This window comes from Chryseobacterium sp. sg2396 (assembly GCF_042610505.1).
Classification (GTDB): Bacteria; Bacteroidota; Bacteroidia; order Flavobacteriales; family Weeksellaceae; genus Chryseobacterium.
The window spans coordinates 121,342-140,803 of record NZ_JBHGAQ010000009.1 but is presented as its reverse complement, the minus strand read 5'-3'; the positions used below and the strand labels follow the sequence as shown (position 1 = coordinate 140,803).

Below are 19,462 nucleotides of genomic sequence, written 5' to 3'. Positions count from 1 at the left end.
AGCATGAATCGATTGGTCTTTTTCAGGAAAAGCTAAATGAATTTTAACTTGTAACATGTTGAAAACAGATATAGACATCCGCGGTCACTCCCATTTTTCTTTTGATCTGTGGCTTACCCTGATAAAATCTCACCCTGAATTTAAAGCAAAAAGAGTGGAGCTGTTCGCTTCGTTTTTTGAGATTGAAAAACCGGTGGATGAAGTGGTAAAAGTGGTGAAGTATTATGATGATCTCTGCAATTCCATTAATGAATTAATCGGAGGAAATGTAGATACCTTTGAAATATATCTGTTGATTTTACATGCGCTTGGAATAGACTTAAAAACAATTCATAAAGATCAGCTGAATGCGTTTTACCGGAAAAGTGAAGACCTCTTTCTGGAATATAAACCGGTTGTGATTTTTGAAAACCTGCATCAGTTTTTCGACGAGATTAAAAGCCGGGGGAAAACCATTAATATCCTCAGCAATACAGGATTCATCAAAGGCAGAACGATGAGGAAGTTTCTAATCAATGAAAATCTCGATCAGTATATCGATTTCCATATTTACTCTGATGAGATCAACTGTTCCAAACCGGATGCGAAGATCTTTCAGGAAGTTAAAAATTTAATTAAAAACCCCGAGCTGGATCCCAGGCAGGTTCTCCACATCGGCGACAATCCCATAGCCGATTACAAAGGCGCGAAAGATTTCGGTTTCAACGCTCATTTAATCACCCACAAAATGTAATTATGAACAAGAGATACAGCTTACACCACATCCATTCGGCGGACGAGTTCACTTTCTCGCCAGAAGAATACAGCTTTTTCAAGTATGGCGATAAGGCCTACGCCGAAAAATTTGCAAAAGAACTGTTTGATGGATTTATTTCCGGGCACGAAGATATTTTAGATACCGATCAAGATATTGTGGTATTGCCAAGCCCGTATATGGCAATTCCTACTGCTTCCAATTTCCTGTGTTTTTATTTTAAAAAACGGCTGGATTTCTATCTGTTTCAAAAAGGGAAAAAATCAAGCATCCTTTCCAAAATCAACAGGAATCATACCTACACGACGGATTATGGGAATTTAAGCTTCGAAGACCGTAAAAATTTAATTGCCAACGATACTTATTACCTGGATAAAGATTTTCTTCGGGGAAAACTTTGTATTTTTATAGATGATATTAAAATTACGGGAAGCCATGAGTTTACCGTGAACAAAATTCTTGATGAATACAAGGTGGAAGCCGATTTTTTATTTATGTATTATGCAGAGCTGATGAATTTCGACCTGGATCCCAAAATTGAAAACTATTTCAATTACTATGCGGTGAAAAATGTGGAACATATAGCGAATGTAATGATAAGGCCCACCTTTCAGTTCAATACAAGGATCGTAAAATATATTTTAGGCCTCGATTCAGGTAATTTTGACTATCTTACGTCTAAAGTAAAGAAAGAGCAGATGGATCATCTCCTGGAATTGGCCATCAGCAACAATTATCATTTAATAAAAGAATACGAAAACAATATAAACACTTTAACACAAACCGAATTATATTATGGCTATTAACTTACAAAAAGGACAGAGAGAAAATATAAATGCACCGAAATTTACCGTAGGTTTAGGATGGGATACCAACAATACATCAACGGGAACGGCTTTTGATCTCGATGCCTCCTTATTTTTGTTAGGCGAAAACAAGAAGCTGGTTTCCGATAACCACTTTATCTTTTATAACAACCTGGAATCTCCGGACAAAGCAGTGATCCACTCCGGTGATAATTTAACAGGAGACGGAAACGGGGACGATGAGCAGATTAAAATCGATTTAACTAAAATTGATCCTGCCGTAAAGGAAATCACCGTTGTAGTAACGATCCATGAGGCCGATTCCAGAAGACAGAACTTCGGGCAGGTAAGAAACTCATTCATCAGGATCTTTAATACCGATACGAACGAGGAAATCCTGAAATACGAACTGGATGAAGACTTCTCCATTGAAACCGCAGTGGAATTCGGAAGGATCTACAACAGAAACGGGGAATGGAAGTTTGAAGCCGTAGGTTCCGGACAGAGAGAGGGCCTTGAAAAATTTGTAGCAATCTATCAATAATTTACCATGGACAATCAGGAAAATCAACCCATAGATCCGCTTGGATCCATCGAGCCTTTAAAAACGTTCGAACCGACGCCGATGGCACCACCGCCAGGCATGGCAGCACCAAGTACGCCGCCGGCTCCTCTGGTAGACCGGGAAGGAAACGTAAACCTTACCCAGCTGCAATCGGAAGAACGCCGGAAATATGAAACCCTGGCGGATTCTATCGATGAGACCAATCCTGGATCCATCGTAAACTTCGGGGCAGATCTTCAGAGGACACTTTCCAACCAGAGTGACAGCTTCTTAGGGAATGTAAGAAGATCCAACTCCGGGGAAGTTGGAGAGCTGATCAATAATTTGTTGGTCGAGCTGAACTATGTGGATGTTGAAGAATTAAACCAGAATAAATTCAAGAGTTTCTTAAGCAAGCTGCCTTTCATGAAAGGCGTGATGACTCAGATCGAGAATTTATTTGCCAAATATGATAAGATTATCAACAATATCGATCAGATTGCTTATAAAGTGAATGCAGGAATCATTACATCCACCAAGGATAATGCTGTTCTGCAGACGATTTTCGAAAGCAACGTAAATGCGATCAAACAGATTGAAGAGCTGGTAATCATCGGTAACCTGAGAATGGAAAAAGCCGGAGCCGAACTGGCCCACATGGAAGCAAATCCGCAGGAATTTCAGGATTACCAGATTGCCGATAAAAGAGATTTTATTGCACGACTGGACCGTAGGTTGGCGGATCTTAAAGTGGTACGCCTCATTATGATGCAGTCGCTTCCGCAGATCAGGTTGGTGCAGAACAACAACGTTTCGATTGCCGAAAAAGCACAGACGATCCTTACGACGACACTGCCGCTCTGGAAGAACCAGCTTTCATTGGCTGTGGCTATGTACAGGCAACAGCAGAGCATTGAGATCCAGCAGAAAGTTTCAGCAACCACAGAAGACATTCTTAGGAAAAATGCGGAGCGTTTGGGCCAGAACTCTGTAAATGTTGCAAGAGCCAACGAGCAGACCATCGTTTCGGTAGATGTTTTAAGAGAAACAACATCGAAACTGATCAATACTTTGAACGAAGTAAAACAGATCCAGAAGCAGGGTGCCGAAGGACGAAGAAAGCTCGACCAGGATCTGATGACCCTGGAACACGAACTGAAAGCCAACGTAAGAGGATAATCGCAGCAGCAAGGTGAATGAAGATGCCGTAAATATCATGTCCCAAAGCAAGAGAAGATTAACGAAACTTAAGCTTCTCGCGAATTTTTTTGAAAATGTCGATATCATTTCCATCTACATCAAGACGGATATTATCCACAATCTTTTTCAGGAAAACAAAGGGCTGGATTACAGCAAACTTGAGCTTTTTCACCTTCAGTTTACCGACAGCCTGATCGAGCTTCTGACGAAGATCAAAAGGCAGAAGGAAAATGATATGCTGGCGGTGATCAACGAAATGGAGGTCAACAATAAGTATATCTCCGGATTCGAGGAAAAACAGGCAGACGGTTTTGAAACCGACCGCAAAATGTACAGCGGTATTTTTTCAGACCATCTGAAAAACCTCTACAATGATCTTACGGAAGATAAATTCCGGCTGAACTGGGATAAGGTGATGTATTTTCACAAAAAATATGCTGCTGAGTTCTACAGACAGGATGTTGATGAAGAACTGCTGAAATCCGGAAACTTTCCGGCCTATCAGTATCAGGAGTACCGGATCGAAAGAAAGCTGCTGGGACGACTCAATATTCAGAATTTTAAAGTTCGTTTTGTCTGTGGCTATGCAATCTCGGTTAACGAGTATGAACTCTTCAGGATTTTTCAGTCTGATGATTATTTCATATTTGATATCGAAGGCCGGAAAATGTATCTGATCGAGGCTAAAAAGCTGGAGAAACTGGATACCTCACCCAATGAATCGAACCGGGGAACCATTGTTTATCAGCTCAAAAGGAAAAACGAGCAGCTGGAAGAAACCATGAACGAAAGGAAAAAAATACTGCCGGAGCAGGTGATGAACGTGCTGAAAGATTATCTTAAAAATCTGGAAAATACCGACATCATGAGCAAAATGTTCGACATCAATGAGGAAACCAATATCCTCCGCGCGATGCTGAATTTAAATTTAAATAATAATTAAAAGCGGATCAAACTAACGCTTTGCAAAAAACAAATTAACAAACTAAACATAAAAAGATGGCTATTAACTTACAAAAAGGTCAGAGGATAAACCTTACCAAGGAAAACGGAACCACGCTTTCACAGGCTTGTGTGGGAATCAACTGGGGGGCAATCGAGAAAAAAGGATTTTTCGGAGGCGTTACCAGAGAGGCAGTGGACCTGGACGGAAGCTGTATTTTATATGATGCTAACAAAAATGCTACTGAAATTATTTATTTCGGAAACCTGAAGTCTAAAAACGGAGCTGTAAGACACAGCGGCGACGACTTAACGGGAGATGTTAACGGCAACGACGGACTGGATAATGAAGTAATTACCATAGATTTCAGCAATCTGGATGCTAATGTAGAACACGTGGCATTGGTGCTGAACAGCTACAAAGGCCAGGATTTCGGTACGATTCCTTTTGCTTCCATCAGGATCTATGAAGGAACACCAACCAACGTTAGGGAAGTTTTCGCCAAATACGACATTGCAAACGATGCCTCTTTCAAAGGTCACGTCGCTATGGTAATGGGGGTTTTCTATAAAAGAAACGGGGAATGGAAATTTAACGCGATCGGAGATCCGACAGCCGATAGAAAATTACAGGAAACCATAGAAACGGTAAAACAGAAATACTTGTAGGAGAAACGGAGATCAATAGGAGCGGGCTTTAGCCCGTTCATAAATGATGATTTGCAATCAGGCTTTAGCCAAAATTTAAAACCTGTTGAATCTTAAAAAATTAATTAATGGCAATATCTGTTTTCATACAGCTATTGCTTTTATCATATAACAACATAGAGTAAAAAGTGGGACAAAATAATAGCATTTTGGATCTTCATCCCGGTCTGGTTTGGGGATTCGCGGTAACGGTGGTTATCATGTTGCTCCTCGACTTGGGGGTTTTCAACAAAAAAAGTCATGAGGTTTCTTCCAAAGAAGCCACGATCTGGTCAATTGTATGGATCTCGCTGTCCATGATATTTTCCGGAGTTGTCTATTGGGTGTATAACTCGGATCTGGGACCCGGCAGCCATGAAGTGGCCGTGGAGAAATTTACCCAATACCAGGCGGCCTACTGGATCGAGAAGGCGCTTTCGGTAGATAACCTGTTCGTCTTTATCCTGGTTTTCGGATTCTTTAAGGTTCCGAAGTACCTTCACCATAAAGTACTGTTCTGGGGGATTATCGGGGCATTGATTTTCAGGGCTATTTTCATTTTTGCAGGAGTCGGTTTGATTGATCTCACTTACCTGCCGGAAATGAATATTTTCGGACATCCTGTGAAAATCAACATCGTAATGGCTCTGTTCGGGTTCTTTCTGGTGTATGCGGGAATCAAATCCTGGGGCGGCGGCGATGACGACGAAGATGAAGACTACAGCAACACCGCGGGGGCAAGATTGATCAAAAGATTCTGGAAAGTCTCCGATAATTATGTCGGCGATAAATTCTTCACCGTTCAGAACGGAATAAAAATGGCCACGCCGCTTTTGGTGGTTGTAGCCGTTATCGAATTCACCGATGTGCTTTTCGCGGTAGATTCCATCCCGGCGATCTTTGCCATCTCCAATGATCCGTTTATCCTGTACACGTCGAATATTTTCGCGATCTTAGGGTTGAGATCGCTGTATTTCCTGTTGGCGAACTTCATCCATATGTTCAGCAAGCTGCCTTACGGTCTGGCTGTGATCCTGACCTTCATCGGGGTAAAAATGCTGATTGCGCCATGGATCCATATTCCATCTCCGGTATCTTTGGGAATCGTAGGCGGGGTTTTGGTCATCTCGGTAATTCTCTCATTGATTTTCCCGGATAAAAAAGAGGAAAAAGAAGAACTTGAAGACTAATTTTAGATTAATTGAAAGAACAAAAAGGCTTTACCGTTGGTAGAGCCTTTTTTATTGTGAAAAGTCAATTCGCTTCGCTTGTCAATTTTATATCAGTTTTTAATTGACCATTCACTTGCAAAGCAAAATTCACCATCACTTATTATATTTCAGCAGCTTATTCATTTTCAGCCTGGTCTGCATGGAAACCTTATACGCATCCTCGCGAAGCTTCTGCAGTTTTCCGACCGGCTGGAAAAAGATCTTGCTTTCAAAAGGATTAAAGGAAAGCATTTCATTTTCACAGGCATACGGATCGAGAAGGCTGTTTTTATTCATTTTTATTTCTCCGATCTTAACGAAAGGTGATTTTTTCCACTCTACATTCAGCTGATTGACGGGTTGGTCTTTCAGGTCATAACAAAGCTGGATCATGACATCAGCTGTGAAATTTTCTGTATTTAAATAAGCTTCAATAGCATCTTTCACTTTCAGCCGTTTTCCGAAATTTTTAGGAACGGATTGGGGCTTCAATTTAATTTTCATCATGTAATCTCCCAAACGGTACACGCCTACGGAATGATATTCGAAAGAAAGAAAAAAATCGTTCCGTTTCCTCCAGAGTTTGAAGATGTTCTTTATAAATGATCCTGTAAATGTGGAAGGAATTACTTTAATGATCTGCATGAGCAAAGAGAAAGAGCTCCATTTCTTGATAAAAAACCGGTTTACCGAAGTAAATAATTTCAGAAATGTACTTACTGAATTAATCGGGAACAGTGGGAAATTCACCAAAGGGAAATTCGCCAGCAATATCCCGTTTTCATCTTTTACCTTTACGGCAAAACCATAAGCGGGAATATCTTTTTTACCTTTAATGATCTTCGGATGTGCATTCGAAAATCGTAGGGTAAGATCATATTTTCCTTTGTCGAAAAAAGGCTGCAATTTTTCAGGTATATCATGTTCGATGATAAATTCTCCCTTCGCAACCGCATACGTCTTGGCATGAGCATTTCGGGTTGCATAGTGAACGTCACTTACGGAAGATGACTGCTCTACAAAATCGGCAATGCTTTTTTTGTTGATTTCAAGGAGCTGCTTTTCCTCGTCAGTCAGCTTATCGAATCTTTTATTATATCGTAATGGGCTTGGCATTTAGTTTTTAAGTCCAATTATAAAGCCAACTTTCCGGAAATGTGTTAATACAGTATTAAGCATATCTGAACTTTCCGCGCAGGAAATTTATAATTTGATTATCAGAAAGTTAAAAAGTAAAGAATCATTTGTAGGTTCCTTTTATTTTGATGGTGAATAAAACTTCCCTGGTGCGGTTTCCACCATCCCGCCTTAAAATCCTATCTTTGTAAAAAAACAATTATGGGCGTAGCAGATATGTTATTCAAACGTAAAAAGGAGCAGGCAGAGAAAAACCTGAAAGACGGCCAGGAATATATGGCGGAATACGGCAAAAGAGAAAGTGTTGTGGAACTGCCGAGCGGTTTGCAGTATGAGATCATCACCGAAGGCGACGGACCGAAACCCGGACCGAGATCTACGGTAAAATGCCACTACCACGGAACCACCATTACCGGAAAAGTGTTCGACAGCTCGGTAAAACGAGGAACACCGGCTTCATTTCCTTTAAATAAAGTCATCAAAGGCTGGACGGAAGCCCTTCAGCTGATGCCGGTAGGAAGCAAATGGAGACTGATCATTCCGCCGCACCTCGCGTACGGAGACCAGCAGATCAGCAAGGAAATCGGGCCTAATTCTACTTTGGTTTTTGAAGTGGAATTGTTGGACATCAAATAAGTTTTCCTTAAAAATAGCTTAAAAATTTACCCGAACTCCGGGTAAATTTTTTTTATTTGTGTATCTTAGTATTTGGCTTTGTCAGAAGCATTTCATGTAAGCATAAAGATGACGATCCGTTCATTTCTTCAGTAAGCTAAAGAAATACAATATGAAAAAACTGTTTTACTTTTTACCCGTCCTGTGCCTGTTGGGTTCATGTGTCTCAAAGAAGAACCAGGCCATAAAGCAGAATATCCTGACGCTCAGAGACAGCTATTGCAAAGCACCCTTTAAATATAACTACAAGAATAAACTGCCTTCCTATAATTCGGATTCCATTATTGAGGCCAATAAAGAGCTGAAGGGAAACTTCTCCGACCAAAGCATACTGATTCTCAATGCGCTGGATAATCTTGATGAGGTCCATGAAATTATGGAACTCAAAAAAGATACTTCCTTACAGTCGCAGGTAAAAGTATTGCAGCTGAAAACGAAGATCAACAGCAAAATAACGATTGCCTTAACGGAGCTGGACGCCGTGGCCGCTGAATTCGACTGCGAAGGGGAAAGGGTAGCACAGATCGGAAACTATGTGGACAACCTGAACGATTCCAAAAACAATAAGCTTATTCTCTACTCCATTGTAGCGGGAGCCGCTGCTTCAATTGCCGGTGGAATTGTAAAAAATGATACCTGGAGCAGTGCGATCGACATCGGTGGGGGAGCCTTGGGAGCAGGTTTCGGACTGGCCACCCTTAATCCTAAAGGAAGAAAAGTAGAATTTATCCATCAGAGAAACCTGCTGAGAGACATTTGGAGAGAAAGGCTCGAATCACCGAATTTTCCCCCGTTTATCTGGTACATGTACACAGAAAAAAGATTTTCAAACAAAGAAAAACAGTCCATTATTTCCAGCATGAAAGAACGCTGGTTGCATTACCAGTTTGATGACGACAGACAAAAGGCTGATCAGTCGGTTATTTTCAGTGATGGAGGTTTTTACCGATCGCAGGACCTTCATAACCGAGCCGCAATGCTCAATCAGATGCAATCGGCTACCAGAACGATCAATCAGAATATCAATTATCTGCTTCTGGATCTGGATAAATTGATTTTATAATTCTGAAAATGTACATTTGTATCCGTTTGATACTTTATGTCGGAATTAAAAAAAATAAGGGAACTCAGAAATCTTACTCAGGAAGAGCTGGCTGAAAAGTCAGGACTTTCTGTGAGGACTATTCAACGGATCGAAGCCGGTGTACAGCCTAAAGGATATACTTTGAAGACACTCGCACTGAGTCTGGATGTTCCTGAAAGCGATTTGCGGATTCCTGAAATTCCATCCCCAAAAGAGATTGAAGCTGAAGAAATTCCTGAAATAACGGAAAAAGAAGACCCTGTTAATTTAACTTTGGTTAAGCTTATCAACCTTTCATCACTTCCTCTTGCGTGGTTTCCGGTAGCCAATATTCTTCCACCTTTACTGATTATGATTTTTACAAAAGAAAAATCTCAGATCGTCAGACAGATCATTTCCCTTCAGCTATTTTTAGCCATTATTTCTCCTGTAATTTTTATGATAATTGTACTTTTCAGACCGGGAAATTCTGCTGTTTTAGCTGTTATGGTTCTGCTCGTACTGATAAATATGTACATCATACTGAGAAACACTTATGAAATTGATAGAAAAGGAAGACTTTACTATAAGTTGAATTTCAGTATTTTATAAAAACGTCGTACGATTGTCGGGTTTTTGTCGGGTTCTATTTTTGAGTGAGATTCAATAATTCCGAATCTTTGTCAAAAAATTAGACAATGGCTAGCAGATTCTTCCCATACGTGATAATCTTATTATTTTTTTCGGCAAGTATAGATGCTCAGATCGATAAGAATTCAGACTTATTTTTAGAATTGAAAAAGCAGGACAGCGTATTTTTCGAAAGAGGATTTAACAACTGTGATATGACATATCTGGAAAAGACGGTAGATAGCAATCTGAAATTTTATCATGATAAAGGCGGCTTTCAGGATAAGAAATTGTTTCTGGAAAGAACCAGGGAAAATATCTGTGCCGATCCTCTTAAAAAGCCGATCCGCAAAGTGGTTCCGGGCAGCCTTAACCTTTTTCCTATGTATAGCGATGGAAAATTGTACGGAGCAATACAGTCCGGCGAACATCAGTTTTATATCCGCGAACCCAATAAAGAAGATGTTTTAGGCGGCAGGGCAAAGTTCACAACGGTCTGGATAAAGGAAAATGGAAACTGGATCATGAGCGATGTACTGAGTTATGATCACGGAGAGCCGAATCATAACGTAATGACAGATCCTGTTGAACAGTTACTGAAAGACAACCATATTCCGACGTTAGGATTAGGGGTTATCGAAAACGGAAAATTAACCCAGGTAAAAGTTTACGGAACCCTTGACGGGAAAACTACAGCACCGTACAACAGTCTTTTTAATGTAGCTTCCCTGACCAAACCGGTAACCGCACTCACGGTTTTACGTCTGGTAAGCCAGGGAAAATGGAACCTCGACGAACCGCTGGATAGATACTGGATCGATCCCGATATTGCCGAAGATCCGAGACATAAGAAATTGACAACCAGAATCATTTTGAGCCATCAGACCGGTTTTCCGAACTGGAGGTGGCAGAAACCGGATCGCCGGCTGAGCTTCGGGTTTGATCCCGGATCGAAATACCAGTATTCAGGCGAAGGCTATGAATATTTGCGTAAAGCTATCGAAAGAAAATTCCATAAAAGCCTGGAAGAACTGGCGCAAGAACTGGTTTTCCAGCCTTTAGGCATGAACGATACGAGCTATATCTGGAATGAAAAAAAAGATGCGGAAAGAATCGTTACCGGTTATGACAGGATCGGTAAGCCTTATGATATTGTGAAAAACAGCCGGCCAAACGCTGCGGATGATCTTACCACCTCCGTAGAGGATTACAGCCGGTTTCTGATCGCTTTGATGAACAACGGTCTGCTGTCAAAAGAAGTTTTTGAAGAAATGAAAACCGGACAGGTTAAAACCAAGAAAGATAAATATTTCGGGCTTGGTTTTGAAATATATGACCTGGGAGGCGGAAGAATAGCTCTTTCGCACGGTGGTATGGATAAAGGGGTAAATACCTTGATGGTCATGTTGCCGGAAACAAAACAGGGGCTGGTAATTTTTACCAATGGGGATGACGGGTATAAAATATACGAACCGCTGATTGATCAGTACCTGGGTGAAGCCGGGAAAAAACTGGTAAGAATCGAGACGGAATGATTTAATTGTAATAAAGTTTGTTACATTAAAAAAATTGTTTAACTTTACCTTATCATTATCATGAACAATACAAGATTTGCCACGGCAGTACATATCATGACCTTATTGGCGGAAAGTCCGCAGGATTGGCTCACCTCAGAATGGATAGCGGGGAGCATCAATATCAATCCGGTAATGGTCCGTAAAGAATTGGTCGTGTTGAGAGAAGCGGGACTGATTGTCAGCCGGCAGGGTAAGGAAGGAGGGACTCAACTGGCCAGAAATGCAAAGGAAATCAGCATTTCCGAAATTTATCTGGCGGTAAAAAATACGGAAGTGCTGGGTAAAAAAAACAGCAATCCAAATCCGGCATGTCCCGTTGGAAAAGAGATCAACGATCATTTGAAAGCTTTATTTTCTGAAACCGATCAGCTGGTGTTAAATTTTTTGGGCGACAAATCCTTGCAAGCGTTTTGTGATCAGTTCAGGTAAAATTTTTTAACTATAAGTGTAACAAATATTATTACAATTAATTTAAAATAAAATATTATGAAAAAAGTAGCCGTAATCGGAGCCACAGGATTTGTGGGAACCCCATTGGTAAAGGAATTAACCAACAGAGGGTATGAAGTCGAAGCTCTTGTAAGAGATGCTTCAAAAGTTGAGCAGAACGAAAAAGTAACTGCCAAAAGCGTGGATGTAAATAAAGTGGATGAACTGGCAGAAGCTTTAAAAGGAAATGATGCGGTAATCAATGCCTTCAATGCTGGATGGACCAACCCAAATTTATATGATGATTTCCTGAACGGTTCGGTTAATATCGAAAAAGCAGTGGAAAAATCCGGCGTGAAAAGATTCATTACCGTAGGTGGGGCAGGAAGCCTGTACATTGATGGGAATCAGCTGGTAGACGGTCCTGATTTTCCTGCCGATATCAAGCCGGGAGCCACTGCTGCAAGGGATTATTTAAATAAAATCAAAGAAAATACAACCTTGGACTGGACGTTCTTCAGCCCGGCCATCGAAATGCATCAGGGAACAGCCGGCGTAAGAACAGGAAAATACAGAACAGCACTTGAAAATCCGGTATTTGATGAAAACGGCAGAAGCGTTCTTTCCGTAGAAGATGTAGCCGTGGTCCTGGTAGATGAACTTGAGCAGAACAATCACATCCGGGAGCGTTTTACTGCAGCGTATTAATTCAGTTCCATAAAAAGAATTGGAGCAAAATTGCTCATTATAAAAATAGGATGCCCCGAGAGCGTCCTATTTTATTTTTATAATTTTGCCATAAGCCATAAGCCATAAGCCATAAGCTAGTTACAGGTTCATAAACAGTCTCGGATTGACCGGCGTATTGTTTTTATGTACTTCATAATGCAGGTGTGGCCCGGTAGAACGTCCCGAGTTTCCGGATTTGGCAATTACCTGACCTACTTTTACCTTATCGTTTACTTTAGCAATCAGCTGGGATAAATGACCATACAGCGTAGCCAGTCCGTTTCCGTGGGAGACGATCACACAGTTTCCGTATCCGCCTTTCTGTCCGGAGAAAATCACGGTGCCCGCGGCGGTAGCCACCACATCGGACCCGAAAGCCACGGCAATATCAAGCCCTTTGTGGAACTGCATCTGGTCGGCTTCAGCAGGCTGATTGTTTTTCTCAGCCGGTTTGTCGGTATTGGCAGCAACTGCTTTTGAGGTAGTATTGGCTGTCGCAGGAGCAGGGGTTGAAGATGCTACTTTCGGAGTCACCATTACTTTTACTTCCCTTTTATTCCCGTAGCTGTCAGCCACTTCAATGGTTTTTTCCACAGGTTCAGCCTTTACTTCAGGAGCGGCTACGGCTGCAGCAGCCGGTTTCGCACTGCTCGCGGTTTTTACAGCCGCAAAAACGGTTTTGAAAGGAATCGGGTTTTTACGTACCCCGAAGTTGGAGGAAATATAGCCTTCGGTCGGCATACCCAGCGGCACCTGCAGCAGCTTGTTCTGAAGATTCATCAGATACTGGCTGTACCGGTTCGCCTGCTTGGCGAGGTAAACGGAGTTTGATATGCTGTCTTTGCTGAGAATCGTTACTTTTTCGTTCGGAACGTCCTTGGATTTCAGGAAAGAATTCAGCTCGGCTACGGTCTGATCCATCAAAGTGAGATCGGTTTTCATCTTCAGGTAATCCACACTGTCTTTTTCAGTGTTGATCTTTACAAGGTTTACTTCATAGTTTCTGTTGTCCTTCTCGGAGTACAGCTTTGCGATGAAAATCCCCTGGGCAAAAACTACTAGTAAAAGCCCTCCAAGGAGCGTGTTTACGTTCTTTTTACGGCTTAGAAATCTCTTCATTTTTCTTCTCTTAGTAATTACAAAACGGTTTTAAGCGTGCAAATTTAATTAAAAATAAACTTTACGGCTTATTTTTAACAGAATTTTAGGTATATCGGTAATTAACGGAAGTTTAGCTATTTAATTGTTCAGAAGTATTAATTTAACATAAAATGGGTTTTATCATGTCCCTAAACATTTTTCTTCCATCTTTGTTTTAATATATTTGCAGTTCATATTTCTATTATGGCTAAAAAGAAAACCAATACAGAATCGAATCCTAAAAAAAGCAAAAACGACCTTCCGGTAGGAGTAGTAGGAAGCGGAAGTTTCGCTACGGCTATTGTGAAAATGCTGGTGGAAAACTGTAAAGTGGTACACTGGTGCGTAAGAAACGAATATGTAAAAGGGGCCATCGAGCAGAGAGGCCATAATCCGACCTATCTTACCGCAGTAAATTTTAACCTTAAAAATTTAAAGCTGACCACAGACATTAACGAACTGGTTTCTGCCTGTGAGGTGATCGTCCTGGCTACCCCATCGATTTATCTTTCGGATACCATGGAAAAAATGACGGTTGACAGTACAAACAAAATCTTCGTTTCCGCCATTAAAGGAATTATCCCGAAAGTAAACGATGTTGTTGCACATTATCTGAGAGATGAATTCAAAATCGGTTTCCGGAACCAGGCAGTAATCGCAGGACCTTGTCATGCGGAAGAAGTTGCTATGGAAAGGCTTTCCTATCTTACGGTAGCCACGGTGGAAGAGGAGGTTTCCACGAAACTGGTTAATATCTTTAATTCGGATTTCATTAAGATGCATTCCAGCAAGGATCTTTTGGGAAATGAGTACAGTGCGATCCTGAAAAATATTTTTGCCATCGGTGCCGGCATTGCCAGCGGACTGGGATACGGAGACAACTTTACGGCGGTTTTCGTTTCCAATGCCATCCGTGAAATGGAAACCTTCCTCGAAGCTATTTACGAAGCACCGCGGGATGTGAATGAAAGTGCCTATCTTGGGGATTTACTCGTAACCGCTTACTCGCTCTTCTCGAGAAACAGGAACCTCGGAAACCTTATCGGAAAGGGGTACACCGTAAAATCTGCGATCCAGTCGATGAACATGGTGGCGGAAGGATACTACGCGGCCGATTCCATCTATAAAACATCCAAAGAAAAAGGCCTGAAACTCCCGATTGTCGATACCATCTACAGTATTCTCTACGAAGGCAAAAACGCGGAAAAACAATTCAAAAAACTCACGGCTAAACTGGATTAAAATTTGGTATATCTGAATTAAAAATACTGATTCATAATTCGATTTTTATTAACAATAAAAAATCATCAGTTTCTTAAAGCCCCAACAGGGCGATTTACATAAGCGTTGGATGCAATCCGATTGAAAATACAGCAAGAGGTCAAACATAAACTAGCATCCTTCAAAGCCGATATAGAGAATTAGTCATGCCAACAAGCCAAAATTGGGGCGATTTACATCAGGCTTCGGATGCAATCCGACGGAAATATATGTCCATGCCTATGTATCATTTTATCACAGCAACGGATGATGAAATCCGGCAAACATATTTAGAATACATCCGCGCTAACACAACCATTTCGATTCCGTAATATTTATCATAAAATTTAAATATCGATAAATGATTAATCGTTTCAATAGTTCATAATCGATAATTTCCATCATAATTCATGGCATAATAAAAACTTGCATTTTATTGGAAAAATGAGCTGTTAAAATCAGGAAAGTCATAGCGATTCTTAAAACTTTTCCCGAAATTTGATAGAAAATTTAGTTTATGTCACAACTTATCAGCAGAACACCCAAACCGAAATACGATGTGGTTTTAGTAGGGGGAGGCATCATGAGTGCTACCTTGGCCACCTTGCTTCATGAATTTGATCCGGATCTCGAAATTGCCATTTTTGAAAGGCTGGGCCGGTTTGCCAAGGAAAGCACCGCCGCCTGGAACAATGCAGGAACCGGACATTCTGCGTTTTGTGAACTTAATTATACCCCTGAACAACCCGACGGTTCCATCGATATTTCCAAAGCGGAAAGCATTGCCGAACAGTTCGAAATATCCAAGCAGTTCTGGTCGTATCTCGTTTCTAAAGGATATATTCAGAATCCTAAAAACTTCATCAACTCCTGTCCGCACATGAGCCTGGTTTTCGGTGAAAAAGATGCTGAATATTTAAAGAAAAGACATGATAAAATGTCTGAATCCGTTCTGTTTCAGGGTATGGAATTTACGACAGACCATGATAAGCTGAGAGAATGGATTCCCTTGGTCATGCAAAAAAGAAATAAATCCGAAGTGATGGCGGCTACTAAGATGGATCTGGGAACGGATGTGAATTTCGGAACCCTCACCCGCAAAATGGGGAGACATCTGGTGGAAGACTCCAACGTTGAGGTGTTTTTATACCATGAAGTAAAAGATATTGATCCGAAAACGGACGGCACCTGGGAAATGAAAGTAAAAGACAGGATCAACAACCATAAACAGGAAGTTGAAGCAGACTTTGTGTTCATCGGAGCAGGAGGATATGCGCTGCCATTGCTTGACAGTTCGGATATTAAAGAAAGCGAAGGGTACGGAGGTTTCCCGGTTTCAGGACAATGGTTGGTGAGCCACAACCAGGAACTGGTGGAAAAACACCAGGCCAAAGTATATACACAGGCTACCGTAGGCGCGCCGCCAATGTCGGTTCCTCACCTAGACCTCAGGATCATCGATGGTGAAAAAGCATTGCTGTTCGGGCCTTTTGCCGGATTTTCCACCAAATTTTTAAAAGAGGGAAGCTATCTGGATTTGCCGGAAAGTGTGAATGTTAAAAACATACGTTCGCTGTTCGGGGCTTGGTGGCACAATATTCCTTTAACAAAATACCTGATTCAGCAGGTGGCCATGAACAAGGCCCAGCGGCTGCAGCATTTGAGGGAGTTTGTAAAAGACGCCAAAGAAGAGGATTGGGAACTGAAAGTGGCGGGACAGCGCGTTCAGGTCATCAAGAAAGATGAAAAGGAAGGCGGCAAGCTGGAATTCGGAACCGAGGTGGTCGTAAACAAGAGCGGGACCATCGCTTCTCTGCTGGGTGCTTCTCCGGGAGCTTCCACCGCCGTTTATGCCATGCTGAACGTTCTTGAAAAATGTTTCCCTGAAAAGCTTCACGGTGAATGGAAGGAGAAGCTGCTGGAAATGGTACCGTCGTACGGACAAAAACTGGCGGGTAACCCGGAACTTACCCAAAAAGTTAGAAACTATTCCAAAGAAAAATTAGAGCTGGAATATTAAAATGTGAATGGTGAATGGTCAATTGTGAATTAAAAAATTGACATTTGCAGAATAATTCACCATTCACTATTCACCATTACAATCATCCATGTCTGAAACTATTGTAAAACCCATAATCGTTAAAGAACTGTTGGAATCCCTGCAGGCCAAAGTAGAAGAGGAGCAGCAGGTGATCGTGCATTGCTGTTTTCCGGCTTCGCCTTTCTTCGGCAATCTGATCAGGATCTGGCAGTCAACATACCTTATAGACAATCAGTCGGAGCACCGCAGCGGACTGATCCACGCAGAAAATATTACCATTTACCCGAACTGGACACCGGTGCCCTTTATGCGGGATTTCTGGTTCACCCTTGTGTTTTCCGGCCTGCCGAAAGATTGTAAAAGTTTCGACCTGAAAGAAGTGATTCCCGAAGAAGGCGGCTTTTTTGTTGAATCCATCAAAAGGAATACTTCGGACATTTACCGGGTGAAAATCTCAGAATCTTACATTTAGATCATAATTAATGTGAATTCGACTGTATTTAATTTATTTTCATTCGTTTATTTAAATAAAATGTTAGAGTTTAATTTGATGATTTAGGATTTTAATAAAAGTTTCTATTAATAAGATGTAACAAACGATTTAATTGATATCTTTAATCGTAATTTTGACAAGAGCAACTTCCAGCATCCGGCTTCTATCTTCCAGCCTGTTACTTCGAGTTCACATTAAGTATAAATAAATTGATATTTTCTAATCTATTTTTATCTTCCATGAAAAAATACCTGTTTCTATTCCTATTGCTGCCGTCATTATTTTTCTCACAAAAGATGGCTGCCGAAAAATCTGAAATAAAAAAGTTTCAGCAGGAACTGAATGCCGAATACCGCAATCCCAAAGAAACGCCTTTGCGGGGAGATAATTTTACTGATTTTAAAGAACATCCTTTTTTTCCGGTTGACATGAAATACAGGGTAACGGCGAATTTCGTGAAAACAGAAAATGCCAAACCTTTCGATCTTCCCACTTCTTCCGGGAAAACCAAGGCCTACAGAGAATACGGAAAGGCAAGCTTTACACTGGACGGAAAGCCGTACACCTTAACATTATACCAGAGCCTGGATCTGATCAAGCAGGAGAAATACAGGGATTACCTGTTCCTGCCTTTCCGTGATGCCACGAACGGAAAAGAAACCTACGGCGGCGGCAAGTATATGGATCTAACCATTCCCAAAGGAAATACCATCATTCTGGATTTCAATAAATCCTACCAGCCGTATTGCGCCTATAACGCGTATGACTACAATTGTCCGGTCGTTCCCGAAGAAAACAGGCTGCCGGTGGAAATCCGTGCGGGAGTAATGTACAAAAATATCTATCATCATTAGCAATATGGTGACGCTAAAGTTTTTCAGGGAAGAAGATTTTTCCGGGGTCAGTTATGCGTTGGATGAAAATCAGCTGCAGTATACTTCTTCTGCGGCAAATGCCCTTAAGAGAATAGCCGACCGGAATACCGGACTCGAATTTCCGGTCACGGTATTCGACAACGGAATACCTGTGGGATTTTTCACACTGGACTTCGGCGACGATAAAATGGAGCTTACCGATAACCCGGATTCGGTTTTATTAAGGTCATTATCCATCAATCCCGAAATGCAGGGTAATGGAATCGGCAAAGCAGCTATGATCATGATAGATGACTTTGTACATGAACATTTTCGAGACTGTCATGAAATCGTTCTTGCCGTCAACCAAAATAATGTTTCCGCCTACAGGCTTTATCAAAAAGTTGGCTACCGGTATGAAGGGAAAACAAGAATGGGCAGAAGCGGACCGCAATATCTCATGTCTAAAAGTATTTAAACCAATAAGTGAATGCTGAATTTTGATCCGCAAGTAAATGGTCAATCAAAAACCAGCATAAAATTGACAAGCAAAGCGAATTGACCCCTCAGAAATTGATAATTAACCGAAAGTGAATAGTGAATTTTAAGGTCAAAGTTTAATCAAAACACATCTGGTAAAATTCTTAACCGCAATTCCCCTTCTCTGGTGGGGTGGCGAAAATTCATAGAATTTTTGACGGGGTGGTTTTTAAATGTGAATAGTCAATGGTGAATTTTGCTTCGCAAGTGAATGGTCAAGGGTGAATTTTATCTGAAATTATGTTGGAAAAACGCCAAGGCGTAAATCTTTTGAAATACGGAATGTTTAGGACGCAAAGATTTTATCTTTGATAAAATTGAATACTGCTTATTTTAAAAAGATTAAAATTTAAGCTTTAGTATTAGCGATATACAAATTTGACAGTGTCAAATTCCTTGCGTCTTAAAGCAGCATGATTATTAAGTCTTCTTGCGTCCTTGCGCATTCCAACAAACCATCAACCGCATCAATTAAAAATTGATAAGCGAAGCGCATTTAACCGCAGGAATTGACAATTGACCCAAAGTGAATGGTGAATTTGATTTGCAAATGAATAGTGAATTTTAAGGTCAAAGTTTAATCAAAACACATCTGGCAAAATTCTTAACCATAATTCCCCTCCTCTGGAGGGGTGGCGAAAATTCAAAGAATTTTTGACGGGGTGGTTTAGCAAGTGAATGTTGAATTTTGCTCCGCAAGTGAAGGGGCAATGATAAATATAGAATTGTTGGAAAAATGCCAAGACGCAA

General features: G+C 41.1%; 20 protein-coding genes. 18 read left to right on the top strand and 2 right to left on the bottom strand.

Going from position 1 to position 19,462, the window contains the following annotated elements; genetic code table 11:
- Positions 1-55 precede the first annotated feature (55 nt).
- The 7 genes from ACED20_RS11415 to ACED20_RS11385 all read left to right on the top strand — a co-directional run bounded on the left by ACED20_RS11415 (position 56) and on the right by ACED20_RS11385 (position 6,123).
- A complete protein-coding gene (locus tag ACED20_RS11415) occupies positions 56-733 on the top strand; it encodes an HAD family hydrolase (protein ID WP_345767287.1) in 678 nt (225 codons plus the stop codon).
- Positions 734-735: 2 nt separating this feature from the next.
- Positions 736-1,560, top strand: a complete 825-nt coding sequence (locus ACED20_RS11410) for a phosphoribosyltransferase family protein (protein ID WP_294291616.1) — start codon at positions 736-738, stop codon at positions 1,558-1,560.
- Positions 1,550-2,104: a TerD family protein gene (locus ACED20_RS11405; RefSeq protein WP_294291619.1), complete on the top strand. Its 555-nt coding sequence runs from the start codon at positions 1,550-1,552 to the stop codon at positions 2,102-2,104. The genes ACED20_RS11410 and ACED20_RS11405 overlap by 11 nt, the downstream gene beginning before the upstream one ends.
- Before the next feature lie 6 nt (positions 2,105-2,110).
- Entirely contained in the window at positions 2,111-3,283 is a 1,173-nt protein-coding gene (locus tag ACED20_RS11400) for a toxic anion resistance protein (RefSeq protein ID WP_294199047.1), read from the top strand.
- Between the two features lie 13 nt (positions 3,284-3,296).
- Positions 3,297-4,247: a hypothetical protein gene (locus ACED20_RS11395; protein WP_294226585.1), complete on the top strand. Its 951-nt coding sequence runs from the start codon at positions 3,297-3,299 to the stop codon at positions 4,245-4,247.
- A gap of 56 nt (positions 4,248-4,303) precedes the next feature.
- A complete protein-coding gene (locus ACED20_RS11390) occupies positions 4,304-4,915 on the top strand; it encodes a TerD family protein (protein WP_294291620.1) in 612 nt (203 codons plus the stop codon).
- A 188-nt stretch (positions 4,916-5,103) separates the two neighbouring features.
- The gene (locus tag ACED20_RS11385; RefSeq protein ID WP_378104654.1) at positions 5,104-6,123 is read left to right on the top strand and encodes a TerC/Alx family metal homeostasis membrane protein; all 1,020 of its coding nucleotides are present in this window, start codon (positions 5,104-5,106) and stop codon (positions 6,121-6,123) included.
- A gap of 135 nt (positions 6,124-6,258) precedes the next feature.
- Here ACED20_RS11385 and ACED20_RS11380 read toward each other — a convergent pair whose 3' ends face one another.
- Positions 6,259-7,260: a catalase gene (locus ACED20_RS11380; protein ID WP_294291625.1), complete on the bottom strand. Its 1,002-nt coding sequence runs from the start codon at positions 7,258-7,260 to the stop codon at positions 6,259-6,261.
- 219 nt (positions 7,261-7,479) lie between these two features.
- Here ACED20_RS11380 and ACED20_RS11375 point away from each other — a divergent pair, with 219 nt between their 5' ends.
- The 6 genes from ACED20_RS11375 to ACED20_RS11350 all read left to right on the top strand — a co-directional run bounded on the left by ACED20_RS11375 (position 7,480) and on the right by ACED20_RS11350 (position 12,363).
- Positions 7,480-7,917: an FKBP-type peptidyl-prolyl cis-trans isomerase gene (locus ACED20_RS11375; protein ID WP_363315457.1), complete on the top strand. Its 438-nt coding sequence runs from the start codon at positions 7,480-7,482 to the stop codon at positions 7,915-7,917.
- A 151-nt stretch (positions 7,918-8,068) separates the two neighbouring features.
- Positions 8,069-9,019, top strand: a complete 951-nt coding sequence (locus ACED20_RS11370; protein ID WP_294199053.1) for a hypothetical protein — start codon at positions 8,069-8,071, stop codon at positions 9,017-9,019.
- Between the two features lie 36 nt (positions 9,020-9,055).
- On the top strand, positions 9,056-9,631 hold the full coding sequence (locus tag ACED20_RS11365; RefSeq protein WP_294199054.1) for a helix-turn-helix domain-containing protein: 576 nt from the start codon (positions 9,056-9,058) through the stop codon (positions 9,629-9,631).
- An 86-nt stretch (positions 9,632-9,717) separates the two neighbouring features.
- Positions 9,718-11,184: a serine hydrolase gene (locus ACED20_RS11360; RefSeq protein ID WP_378104650.1), complete on the top strand. Its 1,467-nt coding sequence runs from the start codon at positions 9,718-9,720 to the stop codon at positions 11,182-11,184.
- 60 nt (positions 11,185-11,244) lie between these two features.
- The gene (locus tag ACED20_RS11355) at positions 11,245-11,655 is read left to right on the top strand and encodes an Rrf2 family transcriptional regulator (protein WP_294267478.1); all 411 of its coding nucleotides are present in this window, start codon (positions 11,245-11,247) and stop codon (positions 11,653-11,655) included.
- Positions 11,656-11,712: 57 nt separating this feature from the next.
- Entirely contained in the window at positions 11,713-12,363 is a 651-nt protein-coding gene (locus ACED20_RS11350) for an NAD(P)-dependent oxidoreductase (RefSeq protein WP_294199057.1), read from the top strand.
- Between the two features lie 120 nt (positions 12,364-12,483).
- Here ACED20_RS11350 and ACED20_RS11345 read toward each other — a convergent pair whose 3' ends face one another.
- Entirely contained in the window at positions 12,484-13,503 is a 1,020-nt protein-coding gene (locus tag ACED20_RS11345; protein WP_294234257.1) for a M23 family metallopeptidase, read from the bottom strand.
- Between the two features lie 225 nt (positions 13,504-13,728).
- On the opposite strand from ACED20_RS11345, the gene ACED20_RS11340 reads away from it, so the two are divergent.
- From ACED20_RS11340 to ACED20_RS11320, 5 genes are all read left to right on the top strand, one after another.
- Positions 13,729-14,766, top strand: a complete 1,038-nt coding sequence (locus ACED20_RS11340) for an NAD(P)H-dependent glycerol-3-phosphate dehydrogenase (protein ID WP_294199059.1) — start codon at positions 13,729-13,731, stop codon at positions 14,764-14,766.
- Positions 14,767-15,301: 535 nt separating this feature from the next.
- A complete protein-coding gene (gene mqo, locus ACED20_RS11335; protein WP_294234255.1) occupies positions 15,302-16,804 on the top strand; it encodes a malate dehydrogenase (quinone) in 1,503 nt (500 codons plus the stop codon).
- A gap of 88 nt (positions 16,805-16,892) precedes the next feature.
- Complete coding sequence (locus ACED20_RS11330; protein WP_294291633.1) at positions 16,893-17,297, top strand: hypothetical protein; 405 nt, start codon at positions 16,893-16,895, stop codon at positions 17,295-17,297.
- Between the two features lie 260 nt (positions 17,298-17,557).
- Positions 17,558-18,172, top strand: a complete 615-nt coding sequence (locus tag ACED20_RS11325; RefSeq protein WP_294199062.1) for a DUF1684 domain-containing protein — start codon at positions 17,558-17,560, stop codon at positions 18,170-18,172.
- A gap of 4 nt (positions 18,173-18,176) precedes the next feature.
- Complete coding sequence (locus ACED20_RS11320; RefSeq protein WP_294199063.1) at positions 18,177-18,650, top strand: N-acetyltransferase; 474 nt, start codon at positions 18,177-18,179, stop codon at positions 18,648-18,650.
- The last annotated feature ends 812 nt before the right edge of the window (positions 18,651-19,462 follow it).

Bases quoted from the DNA above. Each gene is read 5' to 3' on its own strand.
- ACED20_RS11415 (WP_345767287.1), top strand. From the start codon at position 56: ATGTTGAAAACAGATATAGACATCCGCGGTCACTCCCATTTTTCTTTT.
- ACED20_RS11410 (WP_294291616.1), top strand. From the start codon at position 736: ATGAACAAGAGATACAGCTTACACCACATCCATTCGGCGGACGAGTTC.
- ACED20_RS11405 (WP_294291619.1), top strand. From the start codon at position 1,550: ATGGCTATTAACTTACAAAAAGGACAGAGAGAAAATATAAATGCACCG.
- ACED20_RS11400 (WP_294199047.1), top strand. From the start codon at position 2,111: ATGGACAATCAGGAAAATCAACCCATAGATCCGCTTGGATCCATCGAG.
- ACED20_RS11390 (WP_294291620.1), top strand. From the start codon at position 4,304: ATGGCTATTAACTTACAAAAAGGTCAGAGGATAAACCTTACCAAGGAA.
- ACED20_RS11380 (WP_294291625.1), bottom strand. From the start codon at position 7,260: ATGCCAAGCCCATTACGATATAATAAAAGATTCGATAAGCTGACTGAC.
- ACED20_RS11370 (WP_294199053.1), top strand. From the start codon at position 8,069: ATGAAAAAACTGTTTTACTTTTTACCCGTCCTGTGCCTGTTGGGTTCA.
- ACED20_RS11365 (WP_294199054.1), top strand. From the start codon at position 9,056: ATGTCGGAATTAAAAAAAATAAGGGAACTCAGAAATCTTACTCAGGAA.
- ACED20_RS11360 (WP_378104650.1), top strand. From the start codon at position 9,718: ATGGCTAGCAGATTCTTCCCATACGTGATAATCTTATTATTTTTTTCG.
- ACED20_RS11355 (WP_294267478.1), top strand. From the start codon at position 11,245: ATGAACAATACAAGATTTGCCACGGCAGTACATATCATGACCTTATTG.
- ACED20_RS11350 (WP_294199057.1), top strand. From the start codon at position 11,713: ATGAAAAAAGTAGCCGTAATCGGAGCCACAGGATTTGTGGGAACCCCA.
- ACED20_RS11345 (WP_294234257.1), bottom strand. From the start codon at position 13,503: ATGAAGAGATTTCTAAGCCGTAAAAAGAACGTAAACACGCTCCTTGGA.
- ACED20_RS11340 (WP_294199059.1), top strand. From the start codon at position 13,729: ATGGCTAAAAAGAAAACCAATACAGAATCGAATCCTAAAAAAAGCAAA.
- mqo (WP_294234255.1), top strand. From the start codon at position 15,302: ATGTCACAACTTATCAGCAGAACACCCAAACCGAAATACGATGTGGTT.
- ACED20_RS11330 (WP_294291633.1), top strand. From the start codon at position 16,893: ATGTCTGAAACTATTGTAAAACCCATAATCGTTAAAGAACTGTTGGAA.
- ACED20_RS11325 (WP_294199062.1), top strand. From the start codon at position 17,558: ATGAAAAAATACCTGTTTCTATTCCTATTGCTGCCGTCATTATTTTTC.
- ACED20_RS11320 (WP_294199063.1), top strand. From the start codon at position 18,177: ATGGTGACGCTAAAGTTTTTCAGGGAAGAAGATTTTTCCGGGGTCAGT.